This is a genomic window from Pseudoalteromonas apostichopi (assembly GCF_030297135.1).
Taxonomy (GTDB): Bacteria; Pseudomonadota; Gammaproteobacteria; order Enterobacterales; family Alteromonadaceae; genus Pseudoalteromonas; species Pseudoalteromonas apostichopi.
The window spans coordinates 3,078,391-3,102,459 of record NZ_AP028065.1; the positions used below are offsets into that span (position 1 = coordinate 3,078,391).

General features: G+C 39.9%; 14 protein-coding genes. 12 read left to right on the forward strand and 2 right to left on the reverse strand.

Going from position 1 to position 24,069, the window contains the following annotated elements; all coding sequences use genetic code 11:
* The first annotated feature begins 502 nt into the window (after positions 1-502).
* The 4 genes from QUE86_RS13905 (at position 503) to radD (ending at position 9,822) form a co-directional block, all read left to right on the forward strand.
* On the forward strand, positions 503-3,169 hold the full coding sequence (locus tag QUE86_RS13905) for a TonB-dependent receptor plug domain-containing protein (RefSeq protein ID WP_286257895.1): 2,667 nt from the start codon (positions 503-505) through the stop codon (positions 3,167-3,169).
* Positions 3,170-3,394: 225 nt separating this feature from the next.
* Positions 3,395-7,591 (forward strand): ATP-binding protein, encoded by a 4,197-nt coding sequence (locus QUE86_RS13910; RefSeq protein ID WP_286257896.1) that lies wholly within the window; start codon positions 3,395-3,397, stop codon positions 7,589-7,591.
* Positions 7,592-7,701: 110 nt separating this feature from the next.
* Positions 7,702-8,007 carry an H-NS histone family protein gene (locus QUE86_RS13915; protein WP_063707100.1) on the forward strand — a complete coding sequence of 102 codons (306 nt, stop codon included), beginning with the start codon at positions 7,702-7,704 and terminating at the stop codon, positions 8,005-8,007.
* A 69-nt stretch (positions 8,008-8,076) separates the two neighbouring features.
* Positions 8,077-9,822, forward strand: coding sequence for a DNA repair helicase RadD (radD, locus tag QUE86_RS13920; protein ID WP_250661882.1), 1,746 nt, complete (start codon positions 8,077-8,079; stop codon positions 9,820-9,822).
* A 25-nt stretch (positions 9,823-9,847) separates the two neighbouring features.
* On the opposite strand, the gene QUE86_RS13925 is transcribed toward radD, so the two are convergent.
* Entirely contained in the window at positions 9,848-10,180 is a 333-nt protein-coding gene (locus QUE86_RS13925; protein ID WP_286257900.1) for a ribonuclease E inhibitor RraB, read from the reverse strand.
* A 171-nt stretch (positions 10,181-10,351) separates the two neighbouring features.
* On the opposite strand from QUE86_RS13925, the gene QUE86_RS13930 reads away from it, so the two are divergent.
* The 6 genes from QUE86_RS13930 to QUE86_RS13955 all read left to right on the forward strand — a co-directional run bounded on the left by QUE86_RS13930 (position 10,352) and on the right by QUE86_RS13955 (position 21,679).
* The gene (locus tag QUE86_RS13930; protein ID WP_434784464.1) at positions 10,352-12,079 is read left to right on the forward strand and encodes an autotransporter assembly complex protein TamA; all 1,728 of its coding nucleotides are present in this window, start codon (positions 10,352-10,354) and stop codon (positions 12,077-12,079) included.
* Complete coding sequence (gene tamB, locus QUE86_RS13935) at positions 12,079-15,765, forward strand: autotransporter assembly complex protein TamB (protein WP_286257902.1); 3,687 nt, start codon at positions 12,079-12,081, stop codon at positions 15,763-15,765. The genes QUE86_RS13930 and tamB overlap by 1 nt, the downstream gene beginning before the upstream one ends.
* Positions 15,766-15,856: 91 nt before the next feature.
* On the forward strand, positions 15,857-16,747 hold the full coding sequence (locus QUE86_RS13940; protein ID WP_178926822.1) for a peptidylprolyl isomerase: 891 nt from the start codon (positions 15,857-15,859) through the stop codon (positions 16,745-16,747).
* 249 nt (positions 16,748-16,996) lie between these two features.
* Positions 16,997-20,887: an ATP-dependent RNA helicase HrpA gene (gene hrpA / locus QUE86_RS13945; RefSeq protein WP_286257907.1), complete on the forward strand. Its 3,891-nt coding sequence runs from the start codon at positions 16,997-16,999 to the stop codon at positions 20,885-20,887.
* Between the two features lie 175 nt (positions 20,888-21,062).
* Entirely contained in the window at positions 21,063-21,374 is a 312-nt protein-coding gene (locus tag QUE86_RS13950; protein ID WP_233786804.1) for a response regulator transcription factor, read from the forward strand.
* 8 nt (positions 21,375-21,382) lie between these two features.
* Positions 21,383-21,679 (forward strand): PilZ domain-containing protein, encoded by a 297-nt coding sequence (locus QUE86_RS13955; protein ID WP_130051816.1) that lies wholly within the window; start codon positions 21,383-21,385, stop codon positions 21,677-21,679.
* Between the two features lie 9 nt (positions 21,680-21,688).
* Here the strand turns inward: QUE86_RS13955 and QUE86_RS13960 are convergent, their stop codons facing one another.
* Positions 21,689-22,879, reverse strand: coding sequence for a class I SAM-dependent methyltransferase (locus QUE86_RS13960; protein ID WP_286257909.1), 1,191 nt, complete (start codon positions 22,877-22,879; stop codon positions 21,689-21,691).
* A gap of 135 nt (positions 22,880-23,014) precedes the next feature.
* Here QUE86_RS13960 and QUE86_RS13965 point away from each other — a divergent pair, with 135 nt between their 5' ends.
* Entirely contained in the window at positions 23,015-23,662 is a 648-nt protein-coding gene (locus tag QUE86_RS13965) for an HD domain-containing protein (RefSeq protein WP_239977729.1), read from the forward strand.
* Position 23,663: 1 nt separating this feature from the next.
* Positions 23,664-24,056: a VOC family protein gene (locus tag QUE86_RS13970; protein WP_130051813.1), complete on the forward strand. Its 393-nt coding sequence runs from the start codon at positions 23,664-23,666 to the stop codon at positions 24,054-24,056.
* Positions 24,057-24,069 lie beyond the last annotated feature (13 nt).

A 24,069-nucleotide genomic window follows, 5' to 3' on the forward strand; every position in this document is an offset into this window, starting at 1 on the left:
AAAAATGGATTCATCAATATTAGTTGTTGTTAAAACCGCTGTGCTTCGGTTTGCAAAAACTTAATTACAAACCTTTTGTCTTAGTCTGATTTTGTGCAAACAGTCGTTCTTTCTAAGAAAAATCTTTAAGTTATCGAATAAAGTTCCCAGTAAATAGTGTTGTTGTTTTCGCAAAAACGAAAGCTTATTTGTTTTGTTTTTTGGAACTATCTTTTAGAGCTTTAATGGTTTTTTTATTGTATTAAAAAGGCTGTGTCGGTTATTTTAAAATTAGTTTGTCCCTATTTTTAGAATAGCGGTTAATGGTGTATGAATGGTTTTGGGAGTATTTTTAGATATAACGAATTACTGGATTTTACATTAAAAAACAAAGGTTAAAAAACTGTTGACCAAAAGTTGTCCCTGATATTAGTATTTAATTCCCTTATAGGGTACTAGTACCTCTTTAAGGGTTAAAATAAATTAATAAAGTCATAACATGGATATGACCAGGGAGAATCAAATGTTAAATAATCAAGTTTCAAAAGCAGTTCGCTTAGCGATTGCTTTTGGTGCAGCGTCAACTGCTGCATTTTCAGCTTCGTCTTTTGCAGCTGAAGAAGAAGGTGCAGAAAAAGTTGAGCGAATCGAAGTTACAGGTTCACGTATTAAACGAACTGACATTGAGGGTGCAAACCCTGTAGTTGTAATCGACCGTGCATCTTTAGATAATTCGGGTCAATTAAGTGTTGCAGACGTATTAAATCGTTCAACATTTAACTCATTTGGTTCGATTCAACCATCATCAGGTAGTACTGCGCAAAGTCAGGCAACAGTTAACTTACGCGGTTTAGGTTCTTCAAGAACACTCGTTTTAATTAACGGTAAGAAAATGCCAGGTTCACCTGTTATGGGTGGTGGTGCAGCTGACTTAAATACCATTCCTTTTGCTGCTGTAGAGCGCATTGAAGTTATGGGTGATGGCGCATCTGCGGTATATGGCTCTGATGCGATCGCCGGTGTAGTTAACATTATCTTAAGAAAAGATTTTGAAGGTGTTCAAGTACAGGGTCGTATGGGTACTCCGAGCCGTGATGGCGGTGGTGATGAGTCATCTTTCTCAATTATCACAGGTCTTAAATCAGAAAACTCTAACCTAGTATTCAGCTATGAGCATGATGAGCGTGACATTATTTTTGCTCGTGATCGTTGGTTCTCACGTGCAACAGACGATGGCTCAGGTACATTCGCTGGTACAACAGGTCAAAGCTGGTATGGCCGTAACATTCTAGATATGCAAACATTTGAGTTTAACCCAATGATCACTGGTCAAGACTGTTCTCAGTACGGTGATTCATTTGCTTATCATAATGATGCACCAGATTTCCCTGCTGATGACGGCTGTCACTATGATTATACTGCTGTTGCTGCTGACGCTGCTTCAACAAAGCGTGACTCAGTATTTGTTAACTTTGATTATGACATCAATGATGATTTAATCTTTAACTTCCGTTCATTACATTCGCGTAATGAAAGCTTTGGTCGTTTCGCACCTGCAGCAGGTTGGTTTACATTCCCTATCGCGCTTGCTGAAGACACAGAAAAAGGCTTAATGGCTGTTAATGAAGGCGACCGTGGTTATTATCGCTTTAATAACGTAGGTACTTCACGTGATACTTGGCAAGTTAGCAACATGGCTGATTGGAGTGCATCTTTAAATGGTATGGGTGAAGTGCTTGATTGGCATGTAGATGCACACTATAACCGTTATGAAATGAACGAGTGGGGTCAAGGTTATGTTCATCGCCCAAGCGTTGAAAATGCGATCATTGATGGTTGGGATCCACGTGACCCAGATCAATCTGCGTATGCTACTCAATTAGCAAATATTGCTGCAAATAGTAACCGTCGTTCTGGTAGTACATTACGTGAAGTAACTGCAGGTGTAAGCTTCAATGAGTTAGCTACTTTACCTGCAGGTGAACTAGGTTTATATATTGGTGCAAGCTACCGTGAAACTGATTACTTTGACCAAGCGGAAGCTCAAAACGAAGCGAAAAACATCATTGGTACTGCTGGTGGTTCAGCGGCAGGTGACCGTACAGAATCAGCTGTATTTGCTGAAATGTTAATCCCTGTAGTAGACACATTAGAGTTAAACTTAGCTGCTCGATATGATGATTACAGCGATGTAGGTTCGTCATTTGTTCCTAAAGTTTCACTTAAATACCAGCCATTTGATGAGTTAGTTTTACGTGCTGCTTGGGGTGAAGGTTTCCGTGCTCCAACGCTAGAAGATCTATATAAAGCACCACAAGAGTCAGCTTCATCAGCTAAAGATGTTGTGGTATGTACATCAGCAGGTACATCACGTTCTGATTGTCGTACTCAACAACATACAACTTACTTCATTGGTACTGATTCATTAAAACCTGAAGAATCAGAAAGTGTAAGTTTCGGTATGGTTTATAACATCACTGATAATATTGATATGTCAGTTGATTACTATGATATCGAAATCACTAACCAAGTTAGCTCGTTATCTACACAAGACGTATTTGACCTTGAGTTAGCTGGTCTTTTAGGTGACCCTGAAGATCCAAATGATAACGCAGCTGGTTATGATCAAGTATCTGTGGACCGTGGTGGTAATCCAACAGGTCGTTCGTTACTTGTTACTGCACCAATGGCTAACATCCCTGGTTTCTCTACAGATGGCTTAGATTTCAAACTTAACGCAGTATTCGACTTAGGTGGTGCAGGTTTGCTTCGCTCTAAGTTTGCTTGGTCAGAAGTACTTAGCTATGAAGAGCCAGATATCATTGGTTACCCTAACGTTGATAAAATTGGCCGTGCTGGTTTACCAGAAAGAAGAATCAGCTGGGGTTTAACATGGGATATCGAAGCTCACATGTTAAACGTAAATTGGAACCACATTGCTTCTACAGCTGAAGAAACTGAAGATGCAAATGATGAAGGTACTAAGTTCAAAGCAGTTGGTGAGTTATCTTCGTATAACATCATCGATATTAACTATACTTACGCAACGCCTTGGAATCTTGATCTAACACTAGGTGTTAATAACTTAGCTGATAAAGATCCAGTATTGAACTCTGAATTAGACTACGACGATACTCTTTATAGCCAAGTTGGTCGTCTGTACTATGCAGGTTTCAAATTTAAGTTCTAAACGAACGATTTAAATACTTGTATATTAAAACCCTGCACTTGCAGGGTTTTTTATTTTATGCACTGTTTCACTCCGCATTTTACAGTTACAGCACAATTTATTTTTTAAGGTTTTAAGATAGGCAATTTTAAGTCTTAATTTATATCCACATTTTCTCACAAGATTTATGTTCGGTTGTTTAAATCAAATTATGCTCTTATACTTTAAAAAATATTAACAAACGTGATGTTGAAGTTGAGTTATTTCCATAAAATCAACGTGTTGTTTTTGACACTGTGCCTTTCTTATGGTGCTTTAGCAACACAACTTAAAGCGGGTATCGTTAACTATAACTTTTTCCCTTACCATACTCGCGACGCTGATGGCCAGTTCTCAGGTGTAATTGTTGGTTACAGTAATGAAATCGCTCGTTTGGCCGAAGCTGATCTCGAATACCGCGTTTATGATAGCCTAGATGAGCTTTTAGATGCCCTTAAAGCCGGTGATGTTGACTTTGCCGTAGGCTTAAACAAAACCTCACAACGTAAAAAGCACTTTTTATTCTCAACGCCATTCATGGAAGCGCCAAGAGGTATTGTTGCGAATAAGTCCATCGCGAATGATGCATTAAAAAATTTGGCTAGCCTGCGATGGGTGTGTATTACGGGGAGTTCGCACTGTGAATATCTAGTAGAAAATGGTGCGCTATTTATCAACCGTTTTATAAAACCAGAGGACGCCTTTAAAAAAGTAGCTGATGGCTCATTTGATGCGTTTATGGGTGATTACTCGGTTTTATCTCACCAACTTAAAAACCTTTCCCAAGAAAACCTGAAAGTTGTAAGTCCAGTTTGGTTATCCAGTGAAACCCTGCATGTTATGTTTAATAAAAATAATACGGCATTACGTAATCAGGTTAATTCGGTATTAGCTGCTATTTCTCCTACAACTAAACAACTATGGGAAAGCTCTGCCAGTGAAGAGTATTTAGCAGCAAAAGCTTATAGCCAATTTAAGCGTGATTTCAATCAGATTGACAAAGTGGAAGATAATAATTACTTACTCACTTTTTCTTTTGTAGATGGCTTATTTCCAATTCACGCAACCAGTAATATAGGCGAAGCAAAAGGCTATTTAAACGACACTTTGGAACTATTAGCACAACGAAGTGATTTTCAATTTAAATATATACCAGCTGCCAACTCTCAAGAGCTAGAAAGGCTCTTTTTAGCTAATAAAATTGATTTAATTCCAACTATGAACCCCACAAAAATAGAAGAAGGTGTGTTAATTGCGTTACCTTCTCACTATAGTTTAGAGATGGTGTTAATCTCTAAACGAGCTAGTCAAACCAAGCGAATTGGCTATTTAGAGGTGTTCGCCGATCCTAAACAAAAGCTATTGACCAATGAATTAGTCGAAACAGTCTCATTTGATTCAATCAAAACGCTGTTTTATGCATTGAGAAATGACAACATAGATGCGGTGATACTACCGCAAAGTATTGCGGCGTATCAGCTAAACCAATTTTATATTGGTGAGTTTTATATCAATCCAAAATACCGTTATACCCAGCCTATTTATTTTTTAGTGAATAAACACTTCTCAGAATTTGCGACTCTGCTAGACAGCCTATTTAAAACATTGACCAGCAATGATTTTAACTATGTTGTTAGTCGTCACGGCATTTTTAGTATTGAACGTGGTTACGACCGTAAAACTGTTAATACCACAGCTATTCTCATTTTAATTTTGATTGCTGTGTCGGTAATTTATTTTATTAGCTGGCGATTAACCATTAATCGTGAAATTGCAAAGCGCAAAGATGCTGAAGAAGTGGCTTTAAGTAAGCTTAATTTTACCCAAAAACTGATAGATGACTTACCCACTATGGTGGTGATACAAGATCAGCACCAAAAGCGTATTATGTGGAACAGAGCTTATAAAGAAAATTTTGCTCACTTATGGGATGAAAAAAACCAATATTTGCGCGGAGATATTAAAGTCGTAAAAAAACTGATTTCGCAAAATGAGCAAAGTTTAAATTCAGGCAAGGTAATCAATCAGCATATACATTACACGAATAAATCGGGTAAAGAGCTGGAGTTACTTTACACCAAAAAGCCATACTTGGGCTCAGGGGGTGAATTTGCAGGTATTATGACGGTGATCACTGATGTAACTGAACATCGTCACCTTCAGCGTGAGAATCAATCTGTACAGCAACTGTTACAAACCATTACGGACACAATACCTGGAGGTGTATTTCAGTATGAGTACTACGATGACGGTGAGGGTTGTTATACCTATATTAGTAAAGGTGCACAGAGTTTATTAGGGATTACTTCGCGAATGATTAACCAGCGCGGCATGACGGGATGTATTTCGCCGCTTATTGTTGATGAAGACCGAGTGCAAATTGCAAAGAGTTTTAAAGCAGCGAGTAAACTCAACAAAATGATTGATATTGAGTTTCGGATAAACAACCTAGGCCAGCAAATTTGGTGTCGTTTTATTGCCAATGCAGAAACTAATAAGCGCGAAAATAAGCAGGGTGTGCGTTGGAATGGTATTTTGCTTGATATCAGCATACTCAAACGTCAGCAGGAAGATTTGAATAAAGCAACGGAGCTTGCACATCAAGCTCAGTTGGCGAAAGGTCGTTTTATTGCCACTATGAGCCATGAACTAAGAACACCTATGTCTGGAGTAAATGGCTTTATAGAGCTTTTAAAATCATCATCACTTGATGAAGAGCAACACTATTTAATCGAGCACATAGAGAGCTCAGTAACAAAGCTTCGCACTTTAGTCGATGATATTTTATATTTCGCAGACAGTAGTACAGGTAATATCGAAGTCGACTTAAGAGAAACCGACCTTGAGGCGCATTTATGCCGTGTTATGCGTGCTCATGAGTACCTCGCTAAGCAAAAAGGGCTCGCTTTCAATGTACTATGGCGTAAAGCTACTTTTAATTTGGCTTTGGTCGATATAAGTCATTTGATGCAAGTGCTTTCTAATGTACTAAATAACGCCGTGAAATTTACAGAGCAAGGGACAATAAGCTGTGATGTTTTATTTGATAAGCAATCTTTAAAGATTGAAGTATCAGATACAGGTAAAGGTATGACAGCCGAGCAGTTGGCTAATATATTTATCCCTTTCGAGCAGGCAGATAACTCTATTCAACGTCGCTATGGTGGTACTGGGTTAGGCTTAAGCTTGGCAAAGCAACTTGTTGAAGCTATGCAGGGTGAAATCTCCCTATCAAGCACCTATGGTAAAGGCACTAATGTTTATATTTCAGTACCACTTAAAAACGCAAGTAAACAGAAGTTACGAGCTTTGTCAGTTAATTGGGCTGTTTGTACCCAGCACGATCAATTACTAAATAACCTAGCCAGTATGGGGGTGAAACACTATCAATTAAGTTGGCCAATCGATAAAGACGCATTTGAACAAGCTGATAATATTCTCATTGACGAGAGTTATGTTAATGCACTGTGGGGCGCTAATTGGCAGCAATCAATTAGTAATGCAAGTAATAATTATATTTTAGTAGCATGCGCTAACAAAGTGCATACACCAGCAAATTGTTGCTGCCATATTCTACCTATTGAACCATTGTATCCAGATACTTTGAGAGAGCTTATAAATAGTGCACACATTCGCTTGGATGATGAGATGCTAACGCAAAGCTATCCGTTACATGGGAAAATATTAATAGCTGAGGATAATAAAACAAATCAGTTATTGCTCGAAAAACAATGCCAAAAACTAGGAATTAAAGCGGTCATGGTTGACGATGGTATTGCTGCTCTAAGAGCACTTGAAACAGGGCATTTTGATTTATTATTAACAGACTGTCACATGCCTGATTTAGATGGATTTCAATTAACTGAGCAATTACGCAGTCAAGAGAAGTTTAAAAATTTGCCAATTATTGGCTTTACTGCGGATGATTCTAAAGAGTGTTTAAATAAAGCATTAAAATCAGGAATGAGCTGTGTGTTATTTAAGCCATATAAACTCAATGAATTATATAATCGACTAGCTGAGTTTATAGAGTTAAGTAGTGATGATTTGCCAATTACCGATGATAATCCCGATTTAAGCTTACAAGGTATAAAAGATAAACAGCATTGGTTAAATGTTTTCGGCAATGAGAATGATGCAAAAATGCTCGCAGAGGTATTTATTACTAGCTTGCAAGCAGACTTAAATTCCTTACAAGAGCAAATAAAAAATCAAAATTTAGAAAAGGTTTCTGGCGCAATACATAAACTTAAAGGCGCTATTGTAATGCTTCAATATCCTCCTTTATCTGAGCTTATCGTAACGACCGAGAGTCGTTTTAATCAACTGCAAGATACATTAATTGTCGAAAAGTTAATTGCAGAGCTAAGCGATGTAATAGATAAAATAAAGCTATGGCTATAATAAAAAGATAGGATAAAAAATAAACATGGAATAGATTATTTCATTAAATCCACATATACTAGCTACTGTTAAACTTTTAACTTAACTTTTAATACTTAAGAGAGCTCTCAATGAAAGAAATCCGATCTTTTGTGAAATCTGCGTCATTATCTGAATTAGAAAAAGCAAAACAGCTAATTGACACAGCAATCGAGAAATATACTCAACAGCAAGAAGCTAAAAAAGAAGTACTCGATCTACTAAAAGAAAAAGGACTTACATTAGAAGATCTACAGGATGTAGCAACAACTGATAAGCGTACTAAAGTAAAACCAAAATATCGCATCGAATTTAATGGTGAAATTGTTGAATGGACAGGCCGTGGTAAACGTCCTAAAGCTTTCCAAGGTGTAGATCTAACAAAACACCTCGCTTAATTTTTGCTTTAAAGAATAGGAAGGGAAGCGTATGCTTCCCTTTTTTTATGTCGATAATAGTCAGATAAAATGAAGTACGTACTCAGACCCTATCAACAAGAGGCCGTAGCACGCACAGTTGCTCACTTTCGACAAACTGATGATGCAGCACTTATTGTGTTACCAACAGGTGCAGGTAAGAGTCTTGTTATTGCTGAACTTGCGCGTATTGCCAAACAAAAAATTATGGTGCTTGCTCATGTTAAAGAGTTGGTAGAGCAAAACGCTGAGAAATACACCAGCTTTGGTTTTAAGGCCAGCATATTTTCAGCGGGTTTAAAGCAAAAGTCTTTAACTGAACAAGTCACCTTTGCAAGTGTGCAGTCACTGGCGCGAAATACAAAACAGCTAACCGACGCCTATTCATTATTGATCATTGATGAATGCCACCGTGTAAGCGGTGATGAAAAAAGCCAATACGGACGGGTGATAGCGAGTCTAAAAAAACAAAATCCTAGTCTTAAAGTACTTGGACTAACCGCGACTCCATTTCGAATGGGCATGGGGTGGGTTTATCATCATCACTATCATGGCTTTGTTAGAGGTGATAGCGATGCGCCATTTAAAAAGTGTATTTTTGAGTTACCACTGCGATATATGATCAAAAATGGCTATTTAACGCCGCCTCACGAGGTGGATGCTGCGATTAGTCATTATGACTTTTCATCACTGCCGAGTGATTCATTTGGTCGTTACAGTGTCGAGAATATGAATGCGTTATTGAAAGATAACACTCGCGCGACAAAAGCTATTATCAACCAAGTAATAGAATATAGTGAGCAGCGTCATGGTGTAATGATCTTTGCTGCAACTGTGATGCACGCCAAAGAAATAACAGGCTACTTACCTGAGCATAATACTGCACTGATTACTGGTGATACCGATAATCAAGAACGCGATAGGATTATTAATCAATTTAAAGCAAAAAAAATAAAGTATTTAGTCAATGTATCAGTACTTACGACAGGCTTTGATGCCCCTCATGTTGATTACATCGCAATTTTAAGGCCTACAGAATCGGTGAGTTTATACCAACAAATTGTAGGTAGGGGACTTCGTTTAAGCGAAGGTAAAGAAGATTGCTTAGTTATTGACTATGCTGGTAATGGCTTTGATTTGTTTTATCCTGAGGTAGGTAGTATCAAAGCACAAAGTGATAATGAGCCAGTACAAGTACTTTGCCCTGGTTGTGGGTTTGCGAATATTTTTTGGGGTAAAACTGATAGCGAAGGTAAAGTTGTTGAGCACTTTGGCAGGCGTTGCCAAGGGTTGCTGGAAAATGATGAAGTGCAAGTACAGTGCGATTATCGTTTTCGTTTTAAAGAATGTGAGCACTGTGGTGAACAAAATGACATAGCAGCAAGGCAGTGTCAGTCATGTGGTGCTATGATGGCAGATCCTGATGATAAACTAAGAGAAGCGCTTAATCTAAAAGATGCTTTGGTATTAAGGTGTAGTGGTTTGTCGGCACAGTTGCTTGCTAAAGGTTTACTTAAAATTAGTTACTATGATGAAGACGGTGCAAGTTGTGATGAAGTATTTAATTTAACCAATGATACGGGGCGGTTTATCTTTAATAAGCAATTTGGCAAACGAGCGGCACCCGGTTACAGTCCCGTTGAATGGCAAAGCGCAGAACAAGTTGTTGAATTACAGAAGCAACTACTTGCACCAGACTTTGTGATTGCCCGTAAAAATAAAAAATACGGTTGGAAAGTGGCTGAAAAGCTATTTGATTATCAGGGGAGTTTCCGTAAAGCGAATCAATTGAGTTGATTCGCTTTACGAAATTGGGGCAGACCTATTTTTCTTCGGCCATTAAACCCCAGCCGTCACCATATCCATTGTGACCATTTGCGATGCTCTCTAAGTATTGCTCTGTTTGGCTAAGTAAAGTGTGATCTGGCACCATTTTCACACGAGTAATTACTTCCCACACCCCTGTATCAGGGCATTCGTTTAATTCCGTAGAAGGTGCAAGCTCATCACTTTCAATTACTTTTGAAAATTTTTCTGCTTCTGGTTTTTGTTCAAATAGAATATAGAAATCGATGGTTTGCATACTGGTTAAGTCGACACCAGCTTCAGCAATTTCAGCTAATAATTGACCGTTTTCGTCATCAGGGAAGTGCATTTAGTCGCTCGTTCATTATAAATCTAGGTATTATCCGCTATTGTAGCGAAAATAAAAGTTTAACGCGTACTAATTTTAACATTTCAATTATGTCAGTGGCTATAACGCTGTGTTAATATCATTTTGTACTCATTTTAGATTATGACTCTTCCAAAAAAGTAAGGATAATTTTTGTATACTCGGCATCTTTATTTTGTCTTTTTGCTTTTCTGTTCTTCGTATAGCCAGTACTCAATTGGTACGGAAGGGATTATTAAAGATTATAAAATACAAGGGATTAGTGGCGAGCTTGAGGGGAACGTTGAGCTTTACATTAAACAACTTGTCGATGAAAAAAACTCTAAGGCTCTAAAGCGTCATGCTAAAAGCCAAGTTGAAATGAGCTTAAAAGCTCTTGGCTACTATAAACCTACCATTAAAATTAGCTTCGATAACGCAGAGCAGCTTTTAATAGTTAATGTTGAACGCGGCCCTGTTACACGAGTTGCAGATATCAAAGTGACTATCACTGGTTCAGGTAAAGATGACGCTGAATTCATGTCTGTAGTCAACAGCATCAAAATAAAACAGGGTGATTTTTTAAATCACGGTAAATATGAGGCCGCTAGAAAACGCATTGAAAGCCAACTATTAGAGTTAGGTTACTTTGATGCAAAATGGCATGAGCATAAATTAGCGGTGTCTTTGAAAAATAATAACGCGAGAGTCATTTTTAATGTTGATACTGGGCCTCGGTACCAGTTTGGTGATATCACAATCGGCAGTGAGACTCCCGCTGAAAAATATATTCGCTCACTAGCGGAGTTTAAACAAGGCCAGCCTTATAAAGCGACTGAGATTTCTGATTACAATTTAGCATTGTCGAGCACGCCTTATTTTGCGAGTGTGCGTGTTTATGCTGACATTGCTAAACGTAAAAATAATCAAGTGCCAATTAATGTTGATGTGTTACATAAACCTGCAAATAGCTTCGAAGTGGGTGGCGGTTATAGCACCGACCTTGGGCCAAAAGTTCGCTTTAAATGGACAAAACCCTGGATCACTGAAGATGGTCATTACTTAGAGAGCAATCTGAATGTATCAGAACGTCAGCAAGATATCTCTCTCGGCTATACGGTACCTGTAGATGACCCTAACGATGATTTATGGCGTTTTTCTTTGGGCTACAAACTAGAAGACGAATTAACCAATGATTTATATAGCCGCATTTTTACAGGCCAATTACAGCGCCAATGGCTAACAGACGACGATTGGGTACGCACTGCATTTTTAAGGCGTGACTATGAAACTTACCGTATTGGTGATGAAGAGCAAAGTGCAAAAATGTTAATGCCTGGCATCAGTTATGCCAAGAAAGACACTGAAGGAGGCACAACGCCATATAAAGGCTATCAATGGATGATGTCAGCCGAATTTGGTTTAAAAGATATGATGTCTTCAACTAACATTTTGCGATTACAACTGCAAAATGCTTGGTTAACCACGTTTGCAGATCGCCATATGCTGTTTTTAAGAGCCAACCTAGGCGCAATGCTGGTCGATAATATCAATGAAGTTCCTCTATCTTTGCGCTTTTATGCGGGTGGTGACCAAAGTGTGCGTGGTTTTGCTTATGAATCTATTTCGCCTGAAGATGAAGAAGGACGTTTGATAGGTGGTAAATATTTAATGAGCGGAACCGTTGAATATAACTACCAATTTGCCGAGCATTGGCGAGCAGCCTTATTTGTTGATAGTGGTACCGCGACAAATGATTTTACTGATCGTGTAGAAGTTGGGGCTGGTTTTGGTTTTAGGTATTTAACACCGGTTGGTCCTGTGCGTATCGACCATGCTTGGGGTCTGACAAAAGAAAGTAAAAGCACTCGACTAAGTATTACCATAGGGCCTGAAATCTAATGAAGATGTTAAAAAAGATAACCAAGGTTCTATCAATTACATTGACAAGTTTGGCAGTCATTGTGTTTTGTTTGTTGTTCACAGCACCCGGTAATCACTTTATTGCATACTCTGCTAATAAGCTAGTTGATGGCTTAACAATTAAGTTGCCATCAGGGCGTTTTTTATATAACGATGCGTTTGATGTTTTCTTTGAAAACCAAGGTATCATGCTTGATGCAAAGCAACTAAAAGTTGATTTGTTCTGGTGGCGTTGTGATGGTATTTGTATTGAAAATTTAAGCGCCCAGTCGATTGATTTAAATATTAAAAAGCAAGCTTCATCAACTGAACCTCGTAATGAATCAGAGCAAGAAGTAGAACAAGCCACACAAATTAGCTTACCAATAAAAATCACTCTAAACCGAGTTGCAATTAATCGGTTTAGTTTAGTGCATGCCAGTGCCGACGTAACAGTAAATAAATTAAGCCTTGAGGGGCGCGCCGAAGCATCAGACGTCACAGTGAATTCATTGAATATTGCTGACATAGAGGTGTTATTGCATGAAACTAAAGAGCAGCCTAAGTCGACTCCACTAAAGGAGGTACCGGCACTACCAGAAATCGATACTACGCTCCCGGTTAACCTCCAAGTTAATCAATTTCGAATCAGCAAGGTTGCTATTACACCTTCTGGGGTAGAAGAGGCTCAGCTGGTTGAAAATATTGAATTGGTCGCTTCAGTTAATGGCAGTGATATTCACCTTGAAAAACTTGCTGCACGCTATCAGCAATGGCAATTACAAACCAAGCTAACGGCTGAACTCTCTGGTGATAATACTGTTAGTGGCTCGCTGTCGGTAGGTAACACTGAGCATCAAGCTAATTTAACTGTTTTAGGCCCACTTGCTAATTTAAAGTTAGATTTAGTCACTCAGGGGACATACCCAGCAAAGCTAAAAGGGACTGTGAATTTAAGAGAAACAAATTTTCCATTTGATTTAACAGGCCAGATAGAAAAGTGGCAAATTGAAACTAATACACAAAACCTGCAATTAACTGACTTTGATTTACAAGCCAAAGGCCACGCCGATGCTTATGAAGTCGATTTGAGCTTAGTCACACAGTTAGACGCGTTACCGGCAATGACTGTGAAATCGCAACTACAGGGTAGCTTAACAAGTGCAAAACTGAAGCAATTAAACCTTAATGCGAATGACAGTAACGCAGTAGTAACCGCTTCGGTTGATTGGTCAAATGGGGTAAAAAGTCAATTTAAAGGAACTTTGAGTCACTTAAAAGCACAATACTTAACGGATGCACTGAGCAGTGACTTATCCGGTGAGTTTAATGGTTCACTCAATTTACAGGCAAGTGAATGGCAGCTTGCGTTAGATAACACGCAATTAAATGGCTCAATAAATGAAGTTCCTGTGACCTTACTTTCGGATTTTGAACTTGATAGCAGCTTACATGCGAGTTTTAAAAAGCTTGAAGTGAAAAGTGGTAAAAATGAAATTGCCTTATCAGGTCAGGTAGATGATGTATGGCGCGTCGAAGGTAAAATGCGTTTAGATGCAAGTGGTCAAGATATCTTGCCTATGCAAGGTAAGGGATTTGCTGATTTAACTTTACGTGGAAAGCGACTCGCGCCAACGGTTGATTTAAATATGGTACTTCATACGTTGAGTTATCAAGATATCCAGGTCGATGGTTTAACATTAAAAGGGCAATTCGATTATGCCGCAGACTGGCAAACTGACCTGTCACTTATTCTTGATTCTGCAAGTGTAGGCGAACATAAAATTAATCAAATTGAGTTAGATGCCAGTGGAGATAAAACTGATCACCATTTAGCTTTTTTACTCGATGCAGATCAAGGGAAAGCATCATTTGATGTTGACGGTAAATTTAATAAAGAAATCTGGCAAGGTGCGTTAAGTCAAATTCTTGTAACCGATAATCAGGTGCGCTTTGGTACTAATAAGCCGGTTAATATTCAACTAAATACCAAAACCTTTGACTTTAATGTAGCCGCTCACTGCTGGCAAAGCGATAACTCAAAACTATGTTTTGAGACCTTGCAGCAAACTAAACAATTAGGTCAGTTGAATGCAAAGCTTGCTGCGTTATCTATTGCTGAATTTAAACACTTCTTACCAGATAATTTGAAAGTAATTGGCAATGCAAACGGGGAGTTTGTTGCTAATTGGAATAATGGCGCATTGAAAACGATTCGTGCCAATATCAAAACACAGCAGCTAGAAGCATCCTTAATTGATGGTGCAAATGTCTATAAATTACCGGTAGAGGTTTTAGATATCTCGGCAATGAGTGATGCGCAAGTTGGTAAACTTAATGCCACCCTTGATTCATCCGTATTAGGTAAAGTGACTTCACAGCTCAACATTGATGATATACAAAATAAACAGACCTTAGCGGGCGACTTGGTTATTGAGAAAATTGAGTTAACAAACTTAAGACCCTTTATTGCATCACTTGAACAATTAACAGGCGATATTAAAGGCCGTTTAGCAATCGCAGGCACCTTGAAAGAGCCATTACTCAATGGTGAATTTGATGTTGAAAAAATCAATCTAGAAGGGGCAACATTGCCCGTATCGCTGCAAAATTCATATGTAAACATTGCCTTTAATAACCAAAGTGCAAAGCTCACGGGTGAGCTGAAAGACACTGAAGGGGGCGCACTTAACTTATCTGGCGGTGTCGATTGGCAGCAAGATTTACCAGACGTTGACGTGAAATTGAACGGTAAAGAGTTTTTTGTGCGTGCCCAGCAAGATGTTACCTTTAAAGTATCACCAGATTTAACTATGTCATTGAAGAACAATGCGTTTAATCTCGATGGCCAAGTCGTGGTGCCATGGGGCCGAATTGCTATTGAAGAGCTACCAGAGGGCGCAGTACAAGTCAGCGATGATGAAGTGATTGTTGATATTGAGCAGCAACAATCTGAGAAAGTGCCATTTGACTATGCGATAAATTTAAAAGTATTGGTTGAGAATGATGTACGAATAGATTCTTTTGGCCTTAAGTCAAAAGTTGAAGGTGATTTAAATATAAGTATGGACCAAGTCACTCCTATGATAGCAACGGGTGAATTGAACCTAGTAGACGGTACATACCGTGCATTTGGACAAGACTTGCAAATCCGTACTGGTCAGGTGGGGTTTAGTGGCTCAATTGATAAACCTTACTTAAATATCAAAGCGATTCGTAACCCTGATAACACCTCAAATGGTGTTGTGGCAGGGATCACCTTAACAGGTAATGTTGAACAGCCTTCGTTAAAAGTATTTTCAGAGCCAGCGATGGATCAGGGTCAAGCCCTGGCTTATTTGCTAAATGGACAACCTCTTGATGAAGGTGACAGCTCGACCGATGCCATGTTAACACAATTATTGCTTGCCCAAGGTGTAAACCGCAGTGAGGGGGTGGTGTCTAAGATAGGCGAAAGTTTTGGTTTGTCAGATGTAAGCTTAAGTTCGAGTGGTAGTGGTGACGATACAAAAGTAGAGATATCTGGCTATCTTACACCGGGCATTCAAGTGAAATACAGTGTTGGTATTTTTGATTCGTTAAGTGAAGTTGCTGTGCGCTATCAATTGTTGTCACAATTGTACATTGAGGTGACCAGTGGCCTTTATCAAAATGTTGATATTCTCTATAAATTTGATTGGGATTAATAATGAGCATTGCCTTAATAAGTCGCTTTTACTTGCTTATTGGGGCATAAATTAATAGGCTGAATTGTCAACTACTTAAAAGATAATAACAATGAAATTAAGACTATTAACCTTGTGTCTTGGTGCGGTATTAATTGCACCAACTCATGGAAAAGAAACCAGTCAAAAACGTTCTGCTGGCGAAATCATTAAAACTGCCAGCGATAGTGAATGGCGAACTGTTAGTGCCCAGAACATCATTAAACTAACCCTACCTACGGGTGCTGCTTATATTGAACTAAACGATAAATTGGCGCCTACGCACGCAAACAACATGCGACAGCTTGCCAAAGAAGGGTTTTATCAAGGCCTGAGTGTGTATCGCTTTGTTGAAGGATTTGTAGCACAAGGAGGCGATGTCAGCGAAAGCAAACCTGTTAAAAATGCTAAAAAAGCCTTACCCGCTGAGTTTTACTTACGTACCGAGACTCCTCTAAAGATTACAGAGCTCAAAGGACCTGATGGTTATGCAGCTAAAACGGGCTTTTTAAACGGCTTTGCTGTGGCACAAAACCAAAGCCAAACTGAAACATGGCAAGTACATTGCCCTGGTGTTTTTGCTATGGCTCGCGATAATGATATCAATTCAGGTGGGACCGAATTTTATGTGACCATAGGGAATAGCCAGCGCTATTTAGACCGTAACATCACTGTATTTGGTCGCGTTTTAGAAGGGATGGAACATTTTAATCTCTTACAGCGTAAAGCCACTGAAGGTCAGACATTTAACCCCATTACAGATATGCAACTATTAGCAGATATTAAAGACACAGACAACAGTAAATTTCGGGTCATGAAAACAGACTCAAATGCGTTTATAGCCCTCATTGAAGCGCGTAAAAATCGCGTTGAAGCGTGGTTTGTTGAAAGCCCTGATTACATCAACGTTTGTGCAATGCCAATCCCAACAGAGAGGGTGATGCCAACTCGCAATAATCCTTAATCATTTTGAGGGATTAAATCTGTCGCTAACTGCGTTAAATATTACTTATTTACGACTGCATGGATGCAGGAAGTAGAGCAATTGCCGAGAACAATTAAACAACGAAATTTTTGCCTTGTTATCAACGAGATTTTATTGCCTCAAAACGGTTCACTTAATTAAGCGAATTGGCATAAATAAAGCCATGACCACCTGATAGATTATTTGATACAATATCAATCTATTGGTTAAGAAATATAAGGGTATCGGGTGGTTAACCTAGGTCCGCTGTTCGGCGAATTAAAAACGTGTTTACGCAAAGATCAATTCATCTTCAAAAAACGCCTTCATGGCATCAAAAAAATCAACGATGAAACTAAGCAAGCAAACATAGCGCAAGAAATAGCAGAAGATATTAGCCGTTCTCAGCAATTGCGCGAGCAACGTTTGGCTGCCTTGCCAAAAGTGACTTACCCAGAGCAACTACCAGTTAGCCAAAAGAAAGATGACATTAAACAGGCCATCGCCAATAACCAAGTCGTGATCATTGCTGGTGAAACAGGCTCAGGTAAAACCACGCAGATCCCAAAAATGTGTTTAGAGCTTGGCCGAGGTGTTGATGGATACATTGGCCACACTCAGCCTCGTCGACTCGCTGCACGCAGTGTAGCGAATCGTATTGCAGAAGAAATGCAGTGCGAGCTAGGTCAACAAGTGGGTTTTAAAATTCGCTTTAGCGACCAAGTCTCTGACAATAGCTACATTAAATTGATGACAGACGGTATTTTGCTGGCTGAAATTCAACAAGACAGATACCTAAATCAGTACGATACTATTATCATCGATGAAGCCCACGAACGAAGTCTGAATATCGATTTCATCTTAGGCTATTTAAAAAATTTACTGCCAAAGCGACCAGACTTAAAAGTTATCATCACCTCAGCGACGATTGACCCTGAGCGTTTTTCTAAACATTTTGATAATGCGCCAATTATTGAAGTATCAGGCCGTACTTTCCCAGTAGACGTTCGCTATAGACCAACTACTGAAATCAACAAAGATGATATGGAAGCGGATGGTGACCAATTACAGGGGATTTTTGATGCTGTCGATGAGCTTTGCGATGAAGGCCCCGGCGATATTCTGATTTTCATGAATGGTGAACGAGAAATTCGCGATACTGCTGATGCGTTATCAAAGCGAAACCTCAAAGGCACGGATGTTTTACCGCTCTATTCGCGTTTATCAAACGCTGAACAAAACCGAATTTTTGCGCCGCACAGCCGCCGTCATATTATTTTAGCCACCAACGTTGCTGAAACGTCATTAACGGTGCCAGGTATTCGCTATGTTATCGATCCAGGCACTGCGCGCATTAGCCGTTATAGCTATCGTACTAAGGTACAACGGCTTCCGATCGAACCAATTTCGCAGGCAAGTGCCAATCAGCGAAAAGGCCGCTGTGGTCGTATTGAAGCGGGTATCTGTATTCGCTTATACAGTGAAGAAGACTTTAATTCGCGCCCAGAGTTTACTGATCCTGAAATTTTACGCACCAACTTAGCCTCTGTTATTTTGCAAATGCTCGGTTTGGGACTTGGCGACATGCAGCAGTTTCCGTTTGTGCAAGCGCCTGATAGTCGTAATATTAACGATGGTTTGACGTTGCTTGAAGAACTCGAAGCCATTAAGCCTGCAAAACGTCACAAGAAAACCGAACTGACTAAGTCAGGTAGGAGCTTAAGTCGATTACCGGTAGATCCACGTCTAGCGAAAATGGTGCTAACTGCTGATAGCTTAGGTGCACTGCGTGAAGTGATCATTATTGTTGCGGCATTGTCTATTCAAGATCCAAGAGAACGACCGCAAGAAAAACGTGGCGCAGCAGACGAAAAACATGGTCGTTTTGATGATCCAGATTCAGACTTTATCGCTTTTCTAAATCTGTGGAATTACCTTGAAGAGCAGCAATCAGAATTGAGCAATAGCCAATTTAGAAAGTTATGCCAAAAGGACTTCTTAGCCTATATGCGCATCCGTGAATGGCAAGATATAGTCTATCAGCTATCGACGGTTTGTAATGAAATGGGCATGAAGGCTACCACCAATGTTGCTGATAGTGACCGAATCCATCAATCTTTATTAAGCGGTATGTTAAGCCATATTGGTTTTAAGGATGAAAAACAGCTTTATAAAGGTGCACGCAATAGCCAGTTCCATATTTTCCCTGGCTCAGGCTTATTTAAAAAGAGCCCAAAATGGATTATGTCGGCAGAGCTTGTTGAAACGAGCAAGCTTTATGCTCGAATCAACGCGCGTATAGACTTGAAATGGGTTGAAGGCTTTGCGCAACACCTAGTTAAGCGCAGCTACAGCGAACCGCATTGGGAGAAAAAGCCTGGTGCAGTTATCGCGTTTGAACAGCAAACCTTGTATGGGCTGTTAATTGTTAATAAGCGCCGCTGTGTGTATAGCAATATTGATCCTAAAGTCAGTCGTGAGTTGTTTATTCGCACCGCTTTAGTAGAACAAGAGCTGGGTCAAAATGAAGGGTTTTTACAGTATAATCAAGAGTTAATTGAAGATATTCAGGTACTCGAAAATAAATCACGTCGGCGTGATATCTTGGTCGATGAACAAACCTTATTTGAATTCTACGACAAGAAAATTCCGCAAGATATAAATAATCGTGCCGCATTTAATAAATGGTGGAAGACACAAAAGCAAAAGGATAAGCGCTTTTTGCACATGTCTCGAGAAGAGTTAATGCAGCATGGTGCTGATCATGTCACTGAGTTTGACTACCCTGATACTTGGCAGCAGGACAACTTGTTATTACCTCTGGCTTATCATTTTGATCCGGGTCAGGCAGTCGATGGTGTTGCGGTACAAATTCCGGTAGCGCTTCTAAACCAAGTACAAGAAACAGGCTTTGATTGGCACATTCCAGCATTTAGACATGAGTTAATTTGTGCGCTAATTAAGTCGCTACCAAAGACAATTCGTCGCAACTTTGTGCCTGCACCAAACTACGCCGACGCCGTACTCGCTGCAATTGAGCCTATGCAAGGCAGCCTAATTGATGCAATCAGCACTCGTTTGTTACGTATGACAGGGGTTCGTGTGGAGTCTGATGCGTGGGACTTATCAACCCTTGCTCCGCATTTACGCTTGCAGTTTGAAGTACGTGATGAACACAATAAGTTACTCGCTCGTGGTTTAAACTTGGCAAAGCTGAAAGCCCAGTTACAAGGCAAGGTAACGGATACCTTATCGAAAGTAGCCGACAAGGGCATAGAGAAAGCCGATTTGACCGAGTGGAGCTTTGGTGAGTTACCAAGCTCTTATGTGAAAAAGCAGGGTCAATACGAAATCAAAGCGTTTCCAGCACTCGTGGATAAGAAAGATTCTGCAGCGGTTGAGCTATTTGATAATGAACACAAAGCACAGCAGGCGCACCAACAAGGTTTACGTCGCTTAGTATTATTAAATGTGCCATCACCGATTAAATATTTACAGCAAAATTTACCAAATAAATCTAAATTAGGTTTGTACTTTAACCCTTTTGGTAAGGTGAATGACCTAATTAATGATTGTATCGCCGCAGCAGTGGATAGCCTATTAACTAAATATGGCAACATCCGTACTGCAGATGCATTTGAAAAAGCGAAGGAGCAAATTCGCGGAGAGCTCGGTGATACTGTTGTTGAGATTGCCACCCAAGTAGAGCAAGTGCTGAGTATAGCTCATGGCTTAAATAAACGTATGAAAGGTCGTGTTGATTTAACTATGATCACGGCGCACGGTGATATTAAATCACAGTTACAAAGCTTGGTGTTTAAAGGCTTTGTCAGCCAGCATGGTGCAGCAAAAATGACGGATTTAATTCGTTACTTAAAAGCCATTGAACGACGCTTAGAAAAATTACCAGTCGACCCTAATCGTGACAGGCTGTGCGTGCTTGAACTTGAAAAAGTGGCTGAGCAATATCAAAAGTTAGCGAATAAAATTCCTAAGGGTATGCCTATTCCTGAAGAAATAAGCGCGATATTTTGGATGCAACAGGAATTACGTGTTTCTTTATTTGCACAAACACTAGGGACGCCTTATCCTGTATCTGCTAAACGTGTTTTAAACGCAATCAAAGAATGTGAGTTATAATACTAAGGAATGAGCAGTGAGCTAAGCGCTTCCTTGCTTTAAGTTACAAACACAAATGCTAAAAGGAGATTATGTGGGCATTGAAAAGGAAAGACCGATCTCAGTTCCTGAGCGAGCGGTAAATCGACCGCGACCAAGCATTTTGGTCGTTGATGATGAATATTTTAATTTTGAAATGCTCAAAGCAAGCCTTGGAGATGAGTTTTCGTTAAGCTATGCAAACTCAGGCACATCGTGTTTAACGTCAGCCATAGCTGAGCCGCCAGATGCTATACTGTTAGATGTTTGTATGCCGGGCTTAGATGGTTATGATACTTGCCGATTACTAAAAAACACCCCAGAAACAGAGCAAATCCCTGTTGTCATGGTGTCTGGCCTTGAAACCGAGCTTGAACAAAAAGCGGGGTTTGATGCTGGGTGCGACGCCTATGTAGTGAAGCCTTTTTCTGTTAAAACATTAATAGAGAAAATAAAAACACTGGTATAGGAGGCCATATGTTTCATGAGGAGAAACGCGACTTTCGCCGCATGCAAATTCATACCCCTGCAAAACTTATCCCGTTAGATGTTGCTAATGGCGCAGAAATTGAGGCGATATGCACTGACTTAAGTGCAACAGGGCTTGCAATTCATCTTGATGAAGCTTTAGAAATAGGCCGTCTTTATCGCGTGTTAATTGCTTCGACTAGCACCGCTATTACCTCATTTGATGCTACAGCACGGGTGATACGAGCAACCAAGGAGCAAGATGGCTCCTTGAGTGCCGGTTTAGAAATTGTAAATTTTAACTAATCTCTTTGCTTAGTATACTTTACAGATTAGGCCTTTAAGATAAAAACCTTCAGGGTAGCTGCCAGCAATCGGGTGGTCGGCAGCTTGATTTAGTCGCTCCATGATCAATAAGTCTTTACCTGCATCAAGGGCAGCATCCGCAACCACTTTCTGAAATAAATTTTGTTCCATTAACCCAGAACATGAAAATGTCAGTAAGGTTCCCCCAGGCTTTAAGATTTGCATCGCAATCATATTAATATCTTTATAACCACGACATGCACCGGTTAATTGCGCTTTGTTGTCAGCAAATTTTGGTGGGTCCATAACAATAGTATCAAATTGCACACCTTCATCACGGTATTGGCGCAATAACTTAAAGACATCTTGTTTCACAAAATCAACTTTAGATAAGTCAAGGTTGTTATGCTCAACGTTACGCTTAGCCGTATCGAGCGCTGGCTGTGACACATCGACGTTAGTAACGTGTTTACAACCGCCACGTAAAGCATAGAGCGAGAAAGTACCTGTGTAGCTAAAGCAGTTTAATACTGTTTTGTCTTTAACAAAGCGCTCAAGAGCTGCACGACTATCACGTTGGTCTAAGTAAAAGCCAGTTTTGTGGCCTTCAAGAATGTCTACTTCGAGTTTTAAGCCATTTTCTTCAATGACGACTGGCTCTGTTGGTTCTTTACCCCAAAGTACGCCCTTGATTGGCTCAAGGCCTTCTTTAGTACGAACATCAACATCTGAACGTTCATAAATATCGCAGCCTGGGAAAATAGTCATTAGTGCAGCAACAATTTCACCTTTATGGCGCTCTGCACCGGCACTAAGCAGTTGGCACACCAGTACATTATCAAATTTATCGATAGTGATGCCTGGCAAGTAATCAGACTCAGCAGCGCTTAAACGAAAACCCGTTAAGCCGCCTTCGCTGATCACCTGTTCGCGCGCATCATAGGCACGGCGCAAACGCTTTTCAAAAAATGCTTGGTCAATGATTTCGTTTTGATCGAAGCTCCATACGCGAGCACGAATTTGCGACTGCGGGCTGTAAGCAGCAATCGCTAAAAATTTGCCGTCATTGTCATAGATAGTGACAGTATCACCTAGTCCTGGCTTACCTTTTACTTTTTTAATGGCTTTTGAGAACACCCATGGGTGTTTTCTTTTTAGTGATTTTTCTCGACCAGCTTGCAGGTAAATAGCAGATGACATAGGGATTCTCGCGTCAAACAAAAGGGGGCATAGTTTAATGAAGCACTGACAAACATACAATGAATGTTTTGAACAAATCCAGCAACCACGCTAAAGTAAGCATAATTTCAATTAGTTAATGGTGATAGTCTGTATATGCAGCCAGAAATAGACTTTGCAGCTTTAGAAACTCAGTGTCGAGACTTTATTTTGTCTTTACTTCATGCCGATGTCGCACACGATATTAGTCATATTGAGCGAGTAGTGAGGGTTGCAAAACAATTATGTATTGCCGAGCAGGCAGAAATGGCTGTGGTGTTACCCGCAGCTTGGTTACATGATTGTGTTGCGGTTGCAAAAAACCACCCAGATCGGGCAAAAGCATCGACCATGGCTGCAGACAAGGCGTTAAGTTTTTTAGCCTCAATTAATTATCCAGAGCAGTATTTCAGTGCCATTCATCATGCTATTGTGGCACATAGCTTTAGTGCCAATATCAAAGTTGAAAGTGTCGAAGCGCAAATAGTACAAGACGCAGATCGAATGGATGCATTAGGTGCAATCGGTGTTAGCCGCTGTATGAAGGTAGGGGGCTCAATTGGTCGCTATCTGTACCATAAAGACGATCCATTTTGCTTAAACCGCGAACCCGATGATACAAAATACACCCTCGATCATTTTTTCATTAAGCTGTTAAACATTAGCGAGAGTATGAACACGCCATCAGCGAAAGATGAAGCCAAAAGACGCACAGCTTATATGCTCGAATTTTTAGAACAGTTAAAAACAGAAATTGGCGAGTAATATGGCTATTCCATCTTTATGTGGTGTTGACCATTGCCACTTAAATGTTGATGATTTAGCTAAAGCTGTTGGCTGGTATCAACAGGTACTTGGTTTTACCGTCGTTCCTGAGCTTGCTTTTTGGGATGAAGGAAAAGGTCCGTTAACCCTAGAAGATCAAGCAAAAACGATTCGTCTGGCACTGTTTGAAGCTGAGGGTAGAAGCAAGGGGATTGCTTTTGGCGCAAATGCAGCACAGTTTCTAGAATGGCTTGAACATTTAGCTCAATTTGATATTAAAACTGTTGTTGCCGACCATGGTGTTACTTACTCAATGTATTTTAAAGATTGTGCTGGTAATAGCCATGAAATTACTTCGCATGATTACGAAGCAATTAAAAAAGGCCTCAAATGAGGCCTTTAATTCG